Origin of the sequence: Micromonospora sp. NPDC049081, from assembly GCF_040648835.1 — a bacterium.
Lineage (GTDB): Bacteria > Actinomycetota > Actinomycetes > Mycobacteriales > Micromonosporaceae > Micromonospora > Micromonospora antibiotica.
This window is the reverse complement of record NZ_JBEZEK010000001.1, coordinates 473,279-484,833: the sequence shown is the minus strand read 5'-3', so window position 1 is coordinate 484,833 and position 11,555 is coordinate 473,279. Positions and strand designations below refer to the sequence as shown.

Below are 11,555 nucleotides of genomic sequence, written 5' to 3'. Positions count from 1 at the left end.
CCGGCCGGCGGTGCGCCGGACCGCCCCGCAGGTGCGAGCCGGGGCACCCGGCAGAATCGGGCGGTGCCCGTTCACCAGATCACCGACCCCGACGACGCCCGGATCGCCGACTACCGCGCGCTGACCGACGTCGAGCTGCGTACCCGGTGGGAACCCCCGCACGGGTTGTTCATCGCCGAGGGGGAGCTGGTGCTGCGCCGGGCGTTGCGGGCCGGCTATCCGGCCCGGTCGTACCTGGTGGACGCGAAACGGGTCGACCAGCTCGCCGACCTGGACACCGGGGACGTCCCGGTCTACGCGGCCACCCCCGACGTGCTGGAGAAGGCGACCGGCTTCCACGTCCACCGGGGCGTGCTCGCCTCGTTCCACCGCAAGCCCCTGCCCACCGCCGCCGAGGTGCTGGCCGCCGCCCGTCGGGTGGTGATCCTGGAGGACATCAACAACCACACCAACCTCGGCGCGATCTTCCGGGGGGCCGCCGCGCTCGGCATCGACGCGGTGCTGCTCTCGCCGTCCTGCGCCGATCCGCTCTACCGGCGCAGCGTGCGGGTCAGCATGGGGGAGGTGTTCGCGGTGCCGTACGCGAAGCTGGAGCGCTGGCCGGTGGGGTTGGACCAGGTGCGGGAGGCGGGGTTCACCGTGCTCGCCATGACGTTGGCGGCGGACGCCGTACCCATGCAGCGGTTGACGTCGGCGCAGCGGGCGCGGGCGGCGTTGCTGCTGGGGGCGGAGGGCCCGGGGCTGACCGGGGCGGCCCAGGCGGCCAGCGACGTGCGGGTGGTGATCCCGATGCGGCGTGGCGTGGACTCGTTGAACGTGGCCGCCGCGGCGGCGGTGGCGTTCTGGGAGTTGGGCCGGGACGACCCTGCTGACGGGTAGCCACCACGACCACCGGCTATTTGCATGAGAATGCGGCCAGGTGCATAATCTTCCTGTGTCCAAGGTTCTCACCTCCCTGCCCATCGGCGAACGTGTCGGCATCGCCTTCTCCGGCGGCCTCGACACCTCGGTCGCGGTCGCGTGGATGCGCGACAAGGGCGCCGTCCCGTGCGCCTACACCGCCGACATCGGCCAGTACGACGAGCCCGACATCGACTCGGTGCCCGGACGTGCGCTCAGCTACGGCGCCGAGGTCGCCCGCCTGGTCGACTGTCGCGCCGCCCTGGTCGAGGAGGGCCTCGCCGCGTTGACCTGCGGCGCCTTCCACATCCGCTCCGGCGGCCGGGCCTACTTCAACACCACGCCGCTGGGCCGGGCCGTGACCGGGACCCTGCTCGTCCGGGCGATGATCTCCGACGACGTGCAGATCTGGGGCGACGGCTCGACCTTCAAGGGCAACGACATCGAGCGGTTCTACCGGTACGGCCTGCTGGCCAACCCGCAGCTGCGGATCTACAAGCCGTGGCTGGACACCGACTTCGTCACCGAACTGGGTGGCCGCAAGGAGATGTCGGAGTGGCTGCTCGAACGCGGCCTGCCCTACCGGGACAGCACCGAGAAGGCGTACTCCACCGACGCCAACATCTGGGGGGCCACCCACGAGGCCAAGACCCTGGAACACCTCGACACCGGCATCGAGACGGTCAGCCCGATCATGGGGGTCCGGTTCTGGGACCCGTCCGTGGAGATCCCCACCGAGGACGTCACCATCGGCTTCGACCAGGGCCGCCCCGTGACGATCAACGGTAAGGAGTTCGGCAGCCCCGTCGACCTGGTGCTGGAGGCCAACGCCATCGGCGGCCGGCACGGCCTGGGCATGTCCGACCAGATCGAGAACCGGATCATCGAGGCCAAGAGCCGGGGCATCTACGAGGCCCCCGGCATGGCGCTGCTGCACGCCGCGTACGAGCGGCTGGTCAACGCCATCCACAACGAGGACACCCTGGCCAACTACCACCACGAGGGTCGCCGCCTCGGCCGGCTGATGTACGAGGGCCGCTGGCTCGACCCGCAGGCGCTGATGCTGCGCGAGTCGTTGCAGCGCTGGGTCGGCACCGCCGTCACCGGCGAGGTGACCCTGCGGCTGCGCCGGGGCGAGGACTACTCGATCCTGGACACCACCGGCCCGGCGTTCAGCTACCACCCGGACAAGCTGTCGATGGAACGTACCGAGGACTCGGCCTTCGGCCCGTCCGACCGGATCGGGCAGCTCACCATGCGCAACCTGGACATCGCCGACTCGCGGGCCAAGCTGGAGCAGTACGCCACCCTCGGCCTGGTCGGCGGCGGGACCCCCCAGCGGGCGGTCGGCGCGGCCCAGGCCGCCTCCACCGGGCTGATCGGGGCGATGCCGCAGGGCGGCGCGGAGGCCATCGCCTCCCGGGGCGTCGCCTCGGCCGACGACGAGGCCCTCGACCGGGCCGCGATGGAGTTCGGCGTCGACTGACCGTCGCACCGCCGGCCGGGACGGGTCACCGCCCCGGCCGGCGGCGCCGCCCCGTCGCCGGGGCGGCGACGGACGGTGGATGGCGGGACCCGGGGTCACGGAGGGTAGCGTGTCGCCCGTGTTCCCGACCGTCCGTGAGGTGCTGGCGCTGGACCCGGTCCGTCGGGGCGCACCGCGACTGGTGGCGGGGGAGGCCGGCCTGGACCGGCCGGTGCGCTGGGTGCACGTGGCGGAGGTGCCCGACATCGCCACCCTGCTCGGCGGTGGTGAACTGGTGCTCACCACCGGCATCGGGCTACCGGCCGACGACGCCGGGCTCCGCGCCTTCATCGGCGACCTCGCCGAGGTGGGCGTCTCCGGGCTGGTGGTCGAGCTGGGCCGCCGCTACCCGACCGAGGTGCCCCGGGTGATGGCCGTGGCCGCCGAGCGGCGCGGGTTGCCCCTGGTCGAGCTGCGGCGGGCCACCCCGTTCGTCCGGATCACCGAGGCGGTGCACGCCCAGATCGTCGACGCCCAACTGCACGAGCTGCGGGCCACCGAGGAGATCCACCAGCGGTTCACCGACCTGTCCGTCGAGGGTGCCGGGGCGGCCGAGGTGGTCCGGCAGGCCGCCGAGCTGGCCGGCTGCCCGGTGGTGCTGGAGAACCTGTCCCGGCAGGTGCTCGCCTACGACCCGGCGGGGGAGAGCGCCGACCTGCTGCTCGACGGCTGGGAGCAGCACTCCCGCCGGATCCGTCCCACCGGCCGGACCGCGTACGACGGGGACAGCGGCTGGTTGGTGACCACCGTCGGCGCGCGCGGGCAGGACTGGGGTCGGCTGCTGCTGCGCTGGCCGGCGCGGGCGGGCCTCGGCGACGGCCGGCCCGTCGGCACGCCGCCCACCCGGCTGACCATCCTGGTGGAGCGGGCCGCCTCGACGCTGGCGCTGGGCCGGCTGATCCGCCGCGACGCCGAAGGACTGGAACGGCAACTGCACCGCACCCTGCTCACCGCCCTGCTCGACCACTCCCGCCCGGTGGGCGAGATCGCCCTGCGGGCCCGGGCGCTCGGAGTGACCCTCGACCGCCGGCACCTGGTCGGCATCATGGTCCGGCACCGCCGCGACGCCCCGGCGGGCACCCCCGCACCGGGCGAGGGCGGACCACCCGTCGACGGAGCCGGCCCTCCCGCGTACCCGGTCACCTGGCCGACACCGGCCCCGGCGGACCCGCAGGCCGGCCCGGCCCGGCTGCGGGATCTCGCTGAGGCGGTCGGCCAGGCGCTACGGGAGACGAAGCTGTCCGGTCTGACCAGTCCGGTCGACGACCAGGCGGTGGGTGTCCTGCTCGCCCTGCCGGACGCCGCCGCCGAGGAACGCGCCCTCACCGCCTTCGCCGCCGCCGTGCGCCGCCGCCACCCCGACCCGCCGCCGTCCGGCGGGAACAGCCACCGGCTGACGGTGATCGTCGCCGCCGGCTCCGGAGTCGGGAGCCTGCGGGAGGTACGCCGGTCGCTGGTCGAGGCCCGGCAGCTCGCCGAGGCCGCCCGCCGGGACAGCCGGGAACTGCCGGTCTTCCGGCTGCCGCACGTCGGGTTGGCCGGTCTGCTGCACCTGCTGCGCGACGAGCCCCGGCTGCAGACCTTCGTCGAACGGGAACTCGGCGCGCTACTGGCCCACGACGCCCAGCACCCCCGGGAGCAACTGCTCGGCACCCTGCGGGCCTACCTGGAGCAGGGCCGCAACAAGTCGGCCGGCGCGGCTGCCGCCCACCTGTCCCGCCCGGCCTTCTACGAGCGACTGGCCCGGATCGGCCGAATCCTCGGCGTCGACCTCGACTCGGTCGAGACCAGCCTCTCCCTCCACGTAGCCCTACTGGCCCTCGACGCCATCCGCACCCCCTGACGCCCCTCCCCGCCGCCCTTCCGCCCCGCCCGTCCCCGCCTGTCCCCGGTGATCAAGAGAAATACGTCAGATTTCGTCGGCGGGATGACGCAAACCTCTTGATCACCGCCTACACGGCCTGCCCGTCGACCGCGATCAAGAGGTTTGCGTCAGATTTCGCTGTCCGGATGACGCATTCCTCTTGATCACCGACTGCCCGGCCGGCAGGTTCACGGTGATCAAGAGGAATACGTCAGAATTTGCCGCCCCGGTGACGCGAACCTCTTGATCACCGGGGCGATGAGGGCCGGAAGGGGAGGGGCACGGGGGGAGGGGGAGGGGCACGGGGGGGAGGGGGAGCGGGGAGGGGGTCAGGTCAGGGTGTGCAGGGTTTTGGCGTAGGGGGCGGGGACGTGGTGGGGGCCGGCGGGGGTGAAGACGTCGGAGGTGGCGGCCGTCGACCAGGCGGCGGCGGGGACCGCGTCGACCAGGGTGCGGACCACCGGGGCGTCGCGCCACTGGTCCTGGGCGGCGAGCAGGCTCAACGCCACCACCGACTCCTCGACCTCGCCTACGCACTCGAACGGCTTGTGCCCGTCCACGCCGAGCAGCTCCCGGTAGCCGGGGATCTGCGTCTCGTCGGCCAGCAGGTCACCGCCGAAGATGCCGACCACCCGGTCCCGGGGCATGAACGGGGCCATGGCCAGGAAGACGAACCGGCACTTCGGGCAGTTGCGGCACCAGCGGGCGCTGGCGTCGCGCAGCTTGAACGCGGCGTTGCAACTGGTCACCACCGCGTCGTAGCGGTCGATGGTGGCGAACAGCCGGGCGATGTGCAGCTCCGACAGCGAACGCAGCAGCGAGAAGTACGGCTCGGTCAGCCCGGCGTGCTCGGCCAGTGCCGCCCGCAGCAGCCCTTCGGCCTCGACCCCCTTGGACCACTGGTGGTTGATCTCGTGACCGTTCCAGATCAGGTTCGGGTCGGACGCGGACCGCTCGTTGGACATCACCACCGGCCCGAGCCCGTGCAGCACGGCGGTGGCGACCGCGATCAGCGAGTTGATCGCGGTGACCGGGATGTGCCCGTTGCGCGCGCCGGCCGCGTTCAGGTCGAACAGCACCGGGTCGAGCCGTCGCCGGGCGGCCAGCGCGGGCAACCCGGACGCCTCGTTGACCGCGACGATCACGTGGTTGGGGTTGACCGAGAACGGCACCGGGTCGAAGCCGCCCCGGCGCAGCGCCTCCAGGCTGACGATGGAGTCCTTGCCCCCGCCGACGGCCGACAGCGGCCGACGGTCCGAGTCGTCGTACACCCGGGGTGGCGGGACCTCGCCGGCCGGCACCTCGGGGCGCAGCCGCAGCACGTGCGGGAGCTGGTTGCGGTAGGCGTACTCGGCGAGACCCTTGGTGTAGACGGCGGTGACCAGCGCGGTGGCGGCCCCGCCCAGCGGCGTCGGCAGCACCAGGCGCGGCGGGGCGGCGGCCTTGTAGTAGCTGACCCCGGCCACCACGTGCAGCAGTTCCAGGACCCGGCCCAGGGTGGCGACCGTCTCGTCCGACGGCGGCGCGGCCGGCAGCGGCAACGTGATCACCTCGGTGAACCGCTGCTCGCCGTCGGGACCGGTCAGGGCGTAGTCGAACGACGCCGCGCCGGTGGCGGGGTCGAACGAGTACGACGGGAAGGTGAAGGCGTCCATCCGCCGGAGCTGCTCGTTGGGCACACGCCATACTAGGCCCTGGTCCGTCCGGCCGGGTCCGCTGCGCCGGACCGGCCGCCGCACCACCGTCGACACCTGAGGGAGAGTTCGTGCGCCTGTCCGATCTGCGCGGCCGTACCGTCGCCGTCTGGGGGGCCGGCCGCGAGGGCCGCGCCGCCGTGACCGCCATCGCCGCGCACGGCCCGGCGGACCTGGTCGCCGTCGACGACAGCGCCAACTTCCTCGCCGTGGCCTGGGAGGGGCCGCTCGCCGAGGCCGCGCCGCTGGTCACCGGGGAGCAGGGGTACGCCCGGCTGGCCGCCGCCGACGTCGTCGTGCGCTCCCCGGGGGTGCCCAACACCCACCCGTGGCTGGTCGAGCTGCGCGCCAAGGGGGTCACCGTCACCCAGGGCACCGCGCTGTGGATGGCCGACCACGCCGACCGGACGATCGGGGTCACCGGCAGCAAGGGCAAGTCGACCACGGCCAGCCTGATCAGTCACCTGCTCGCGGCGGTGGACCGGCCCAACGTCCTGGGCGGCAACATCGGGGTGCCCACCCTCGACCTGCCCGACGCCGAGTCGTACGTGCTGGAGCTGTCCAGCTACCAGTGCAGCGACCTGACCGACTCGCCCCGGGTCGCGGTGGTCACCGCACTGTTCCCCGAACACCTGGACGCGCACGGCGGTGAGGCCGAGTACTACCGCGACAAGCTCAACCTGATCGCGTACGGCCCCCGGACGGTGGTGGTCAACGGCAACGACCCGCGGCTGGCACTGGAGCTGGGCGACCGGGCGGCGATCCGGGCCGGCCTGCCCGACAGTGTGCACGTCGACACCGGCCCGGACGGCACCGACTGGTTCCACCTCGGCGACCGGCCGTTGTTCGCCCGGGGGGTGCTGCCACTGGTCGGCCGGCACAACGCGGGCAACCTGTGCGTGGCGCTCGCGGTGCTCGACGCGCTCGGGGTCGACGTCGTCGCCCACAAGGACACCCTGGCGGTGGCGGTCGCCGGGTTCCACGGGCTGGCCCACCGGCTCACCGAGATCGCCGACCCGTCCGGCCTCACCTTCGTCGACGACACCCTCGCCACCAGCCCGTACGCGGCGATGCACGCGATCGACGCGTACGACGGGCGGCCGTTGACGGTGATCGTCGGTGGCACCGACCGGGGGTTGGACTACACGCCGCTGGCCGAGCACCTGGCCGAGCGGGAGTTGACCGTGATCGGGATTCCCGACAGTGGTCCCCGGATCGTGGCGGCGCTGGCCGGGTTGCCGAAGGTGCGTACCGAATTGGTGGACGACCTGGTGGACGCGGTCCGGCTGGCCCGGTCGGTGACCCCGGCCGGCGGGGTGGTGCTGCTCTCCCCGGCGGCGCCCAGCTACGGGCGGTTCCGTAACTTCGAGCACCGCTCCGAGGTGTTCGCCGAGGCGATCCGGGACACCGCCGCCGGCTGAGCGCGATCCGGGACACCGCCGCCGGCTGAGCGCGGGCCGGCGACCTCGACCCCGGCACGGGCCCGACGACACCGGGCCGGGTGACGCGGTGTCAGGCGGGGACGGACGCCGGGCTACACAGTGCCAGTTGTCGCCGGCCGGTCGGGGTGGCAGCGTGCGGAGAACGCGCAAGCCGCCGCCGCTGAAGGGTGTGCCGATGACCGCCGACGACCTGCTGGCCCGACACCGGGCCGTGCTCCCGTCCTGGATGCCGCTCTACTATGCCGAGCCGATCGAGTTGGTCGCCGGGTCCGGCCGCCGGGTCACCGACGCCCAGGGCCGCAGCTACCTGGACTTCTTCGGCGGTGTGCTGACCAACATGATCGGCTACGACATCCCGGAGATCCGTGAGGCGGTGGAGCGCCAACTGCGGACCGGTCTGGTGCACACCTCCACCCTCTACCTGATCCGGCAACAGGTGGAGCTGGCCGAGAGGGTGACCTCGCTCGCCGGCATCCCGGACGCCCGGGTCTTCTTCACCAACTCGGGCACCGAGGCGAACGAGGCGGCGCTGTTGGTCGCCACCAACCACCGCCGGTCGCACCAGATCCTCGCCGTCCGCAACAGCTACCACGGCCGGTCGTACGCGACGATGGGGATCACCGGCAACGGGGGTTGGACGGCCAGCGCGCACAACCCGCTCCAGGTGGCCTTTCTGCACTCCGGTGAGCGGCTGCGCGGGCTACTCGCCCGGCTGCCCGAGGCCGACCGGACGGAGGCCGCCGTGGAGGACCTGCGCGAGGTGCTCGCCACCCAGACCAGCGGCGACGTGGCCTGCCTGATCGCCGAGCCGATCCAGGGGGTCGGCGGTTTCGTCGCCCCGCCCGACGGGCTGTTCGCCGGCTGGCGCAAGGTGCTCGACGAGCACGGCATCCTGCTCATCTCCGACGAGGTGCAGACGGGCTGGGGGCGTACCGGCGAGCACTTCTGGGGTTACCAGGCGCACGGGGTCACCCCGGACCTGCTGACCTTCGCCAAGGGCATCGGCAACGGGTTCGCGCTGGCGGGCGTGGTCGGCCGGGCGGACGTCATGGAGTCGGTGCCGGCGATCAGCTTCTCCACCTTCGGCGGCAACCCGCTCTGCACCGCCGCCGGCAACGCGGTCCTGGACTACCTGCGCGACCACGACCTGCAGGCCAACGCGGCGCGGGTGGGCGCGATCCTCCTCGACGGGCTGCGGGCCACGGTCGCCGACCTCGACGGCGTCGCCGAGGTGCGGGGCAAGGGTCTGATGCTCGCCGTGGAGTTCGTCCGCCCCGGCGGGCTGGAGCCCGATCCGGTGTTGACCGCCGGGGTCTTCGAGGCGTGCCGGGCCGGTGGCCTGCTGGTCGGCAAGGGCGGTCTGCACGGCAACGTGCTGCGGATGGGCCCGCCGCTGACCCTCACCGAGGACGAGGCCCGCGAGGGGCTGGCCATCCTGGTCGAGGCGATCCGGTGCGCCGTCGCGGCACAGGCGGCCCGGTGAGCACGCCGGGCGGGACGCCACCCTCCGCAGCGCCGCCCGCAGCGCCGGTGGCTGCCGGGCTGGTGGCTGCCGGGCCGTTGGTTGCCGGGCCGGTGGCTGCGGCGGCCGACAGCGGAGACGACTTTGCCGACGTCGGGCAGGGGGCGGGCGACGCGACCCGGATCGGGCATTTCGTCGACGGTAGGCGGATCGACGGGACGTCCGGGCGGTACGCCGACGTCTTCGATCCGGCCACCGGCCGGCGTACCGGCCGGGTGGCGTTGGCTGACGCGGCCGAGGTGGCGATGGTCGTCGAGGTGGCCGGGCGGGCCGCCCGGAGCTGGCGGGACGCGTCGCTGGCCCGCCGCACGGCGGTGCTGTTCGCCTTCCGGGAGCTGGTCCACGCCCGCCGGGACCGGCTCGCCGAGGTGATCACCGCCGAGCACGGCAAGGTGCTCGCCGACGCCGCCGGGGAGGTGCAGCGCGGCCTAGAGGTGATCGAGTACGCCTGCGGCATCGCCTCGGCGTTGCGCGGGAGCTTCAGCGCGAACGTGTCCACCGAGGTCGACTCGTACAGCCTGCGGCAGCCGTTGGGGGTGGTGGCGGTGATCTCGCCGTTCAACTTCCCGGTGATGGTGCCGCTGTGGTTCGTGCCGGTGGCGGTGGCCTGCGGCAACGCGGTGGTGCTCAAGCCGAGCGAGAAGGACCCGAGCGCGGCGCTGCTGCTGGCCGAGTGGTTCGTCGAGGCGGGCCTGCCGGCCGGGGTGCTCACCGTGGTCAACGGCGACGCCGAGGCGGTCGACGCGCTGCTCGACCACCCCGACGTGCAGGCGGTGTCGTTCGTCGGCTCCACCCCGGTCGCCCGGCACGTGCACCGGCGCGCGACGCTCACCGGCAAGCGGGTGCAGGCCCTCGGCGGGGCCAAGAACCACCTGGTGGTGCTGCCCGACGCCGATCTGGACCTGGCCGCCGACGCGGCGGTCAACGCCGGATTCGGCTCGGCGGGCCAGCGGTGCATGGCGATCTCCGCGCTGGTGGCGGTGGGGCCGGTCGCCGACGCCCTGGTCGCCCGGATCGCCGACCGGATGGCCGGGCTGCGCACCGGCGACGGTCGGCGCGGTGGCGACCTGGGGCCACTGGTCACCGCCGCGCACCTGGCGCGGGTCCGTGGGTACGTCGAGGCCGGGGTGGCGGCGGGCGCGGTGCCGGTGGTGGACGGTCGGGACGTCACCCCGGACGGCGACCCGAACGGGTTCTGGCTGGGCCCGACCCTGTTCGACCACGTCACCCCGGACATGTCGATCTACACCGACGAGATCTTCGGCCCGGTGCTCGGTGTCGTCCGGGTTGACTCGTACGACGCGGCGCTGGCACTGGTCAACGCCAACCCGTACGGCAACGGCACGGCGATCTTCACCAACGACGGTGGGGCGGCCCGACGGTTCCAGTACGAGGTCCAGGTCGGCATGGTCGGGATCAACGTGCCGATCCCGGTGCCGATGGCCTACTACTCGTTCGGCGGCTGGAAGGCGTCGCTCTTCGGTGACCTGCACGCCCACGGTGAGGACGGGGTGCGGTTCTTCACCCGGGGCAAGGTGGTCACCAGCCGTTGGCCGGACCCGCGCCACGGCGGGGTGAACCTCGGCTTCCCCACCCAGAGCTGAGCAGCCGCGGCACACCCCGCAGGCACGGGTGACCGTGTCCGGTGGTGGGGCCGTGCGGGCGTACGGTCAGAATGGTGCGGGTCCGCGGCCTGCCAGCGACATCAACACCTGCGTGGCGAGTAGTTTGCGTAAGCCGGTGACGGCGACCGTTCCCACGCGGTCGTAGGGCAGTTCCAGTTGCAGTCCCTCGACGGCGTTGCGAAGGTCCGTCGTGATCTCGTCCGGACGGAAGGTGCCACCCCAGCCGTTGAGTCCACCGCGTTGGTTGGTGCTGAGGGAAGCCATCCCGGATATGCGTGCGCCGTCGGCCAGGATCAGCCTCGCCGGACCCGAGTAGGTCGTCGTCAAAGTCATCAGCCTTTCAGGGTGAACGCTGCGCACCTCGGCCCCCGGCCGTGGTCATCGGGAGCCGGGGCGTCGGGCTGTGCTCCACCGGGACCAGGGTCGTACGTGCCCCGACCGTCAGGGCGGCGGCGCTGTGGAACGTGGCGCGTAGCGGGAGGGGTCTGCGTCGGCTCACGCCTGGCCGGGCGGCCCTGGTCGCTCAGCCCCGGTCGCCGTGGTGAGCGATGGAAACGCCGAACGGCGGCCCGCTGAACCAGTCGGGCCGCCGTGCGTGAAGTGTGGATCAGAGCGGGCGGATGTTCTCCGCCTGCGGGCCCTTCTGGCCCTGGGTGACGTCGAACTCCACCTTCTGGTTCTCGTCGAGGCTGCGGAAGCCGCTCGCCGAGATCGCGGAGAAGTGGGCGAACACGTCGGCACCGCCGTCGTCGGGGCTGATGAAGCCGAAGCCCTTGTCGGCGTTGAACCACTTCACGGTACCTGTAGTCATGTCTGCTCCTCTGCAGGCTGTGGAGAGACCGCACTGCGCGGACCCTGAGCCGCCGAGTTGATAACCCGCATCGAAACGACACGAAAAACGAAAAGCGCCCGGATGGGTTTTGGATAACCCACCAGGCGCCATAAGACGTCTACGGAAATCAAAACTGCAACTCGGTTACCGT

The 11,555-nt window shown here is 72.7% G+C and carries 9 protein-coding genes; 6 read left to right on the top strand and 3 right to left on the bottom strand.

The window, feature by feature from the left end; translation table 11 throughout:
• Positions 1 to 63 precede the first annotated feature (63 nt).
• The 3 genes from AB0B63_RS01630 to AB0B63_RS01620 all read left to right on the top strand — a co-directional run bounded on the left by AB0B63_RS01630 (position 64) and on the right by AB0B63_RS01620 (position 4,268).
• Positions 64 to 879, top strand: coding sequence for an RNA methyltransferase (locus AB0B63_RS01630; RefSeq protein ID WP_357013710.1), 816 nt, complete (start codon positions 64 to 66; stop codon positions 877 to 879).
• Positions 880 to 934: 55 nt separating this feature from the next.
• Positions 935 to 2,386: an argininosuccinate synthase gene (gene argG / locus AB0B63_RS01625; RefSeq protein WP_357013707.1), complete on the top strand. Its 1,452-nt coding sequence runs from the start codon at positions 935 to 937 to the stop codon at positions 2,384 to 2,386.
• Positions 2,387 to 2,465: 79 nt separating this feature from the next.
• Positions 2,466 to 4,268: a PucR family transcriptional regulator ligand-binding domain-containing protein gene (locus tag AB0B63_RS01620; protein WP_357013704.1), complete on the top strand. Its 1,803-nt coding sequence runs from the start codon at positions 2,466 to 2,468 to the stop codon at positions 4,266 to 4,268.
• A gap of 350 nt (positions 4,269 to 4,618) precedes the next feature.
• Here AB0B63_RS01620 and AB0B63_RS01615 read toward each other — a convergent pair whose 3' ends face one another.
• Entirely contained in the window at positions 4,619 to 5,968 is a 1,350-nt protein-coding gene (locus AB0B63_RS01615) for a hypothetical protein (RefSeq protein WP_357013702.1), read from the bottom strand.
• A gap of 86 nt (positions 5,969 to 6,054) precedes the next feature.
• Here AB0B63_RS01615 and murD point away from each other — a divergent pair, with 86 nt between their 5' ends.
• The 3 genes from murD (at position 6,055) to AB0B63_RS01600 (ending at position 10,551) form a co-directional block, all read left to right on the top strand.
• Positions 6,055 to 7,404, top strand: coding sequence for a UDP-N-acetylmuramoyl-L-alanine--D-glutamate ligase (gene murD, locus AB0B63_RS01610; RefSeq protein ID WP_208570901.1), 1,350 nt, complete (start codon positions 6,055 to 6,057; stop codon positions 7,402 to 7,404).
• 196 nt (positions 7,405 to 7,600) lie between these two features.
• Positions 7,601 to 8,908 (top strand): aspartate aminotransferase family protein, encoded by a 1,308-nt coding sequence (locus AB0B63_RS01605; protein ID WP_208570900.1) that lies wholly within the window; start codon positions 7,601 to 7,603, stop codon positions 8,906 to 8,908.
• A 161-nt stretch (positions 8,909 to 9,069) separates the two neighbouring features.
• Positions 9,070 to 10,551, top strand: coding sequence for a CoA-acylating methylmalonate-semialdehyde dehydrogenase (locus AB0B63_RS01600; RefSeq protein WP_357014370.1), 1,482 nt, complete (start codon positions 9,070 to 9,072; stop codon positions 10,549 to 10,551).
• 66 nt (positions 10,552 to 10,617) lie between these two features.
• Here the strand turns inward: AB0B63_RS01600 and AB0B63_RS01595 are convergent, their stop codons facing one another.
• Entirely contained in the window at positions 10,618 to 10,905 is a 288-nt protein-coding gene (locus AB0B63_RS01595) for a hypothetical protein (RefSeq protein WP_208570907.1), read from the bottom strand.
• A gap of 274 nt (positions 10,906 to 11,179) precedes the next feature.
• Positions 11,180 to 11,383, bottom strand: a complete 204-nt coding sequence (locus AB0B63_RS01590; protein ID WP_043326981.1) for a cold-shock protein — start codon at positions 11,381 to 11,383, stop codon at positions 11,180 to 11,182.
• Positions 11,384 to 11,555: the final 172 nt, after the last annotated feature.

Bases quoted from the DNA above. Each gene is read 5' to 3' on its own strand.
- AB0B63_RS01605 (WP_208570900.1), top strand. From the start codon at position 7,601: ATGACCGCCGACGACCTGCTGGCCCGACACCGGGCCGTGCTCCCGTCC.
- AB0B63_RS01595 (WP_208570907.1), bottom strand. From the start codon at position 10,905: ATGACTTTGACGACGACCTACTCGGGTCCGGCGAGGCTGATCCTGGCC.
- AB0B63_RS01590 (WP_043326981.1), bottom strand. From the start codon at position 11,383: ATGACTACAGGTACCGTGAAGTGGTTCAACGCCGACAAGGGCTTCGGC.
- AB0B63_RS01620 (WP_357013704.1), top strand. From the start codon at position 2,466: ATGGCGGGACCCGGGGTCACGGAGGGTAGCGTGTCGCCCGTGTTCCCG.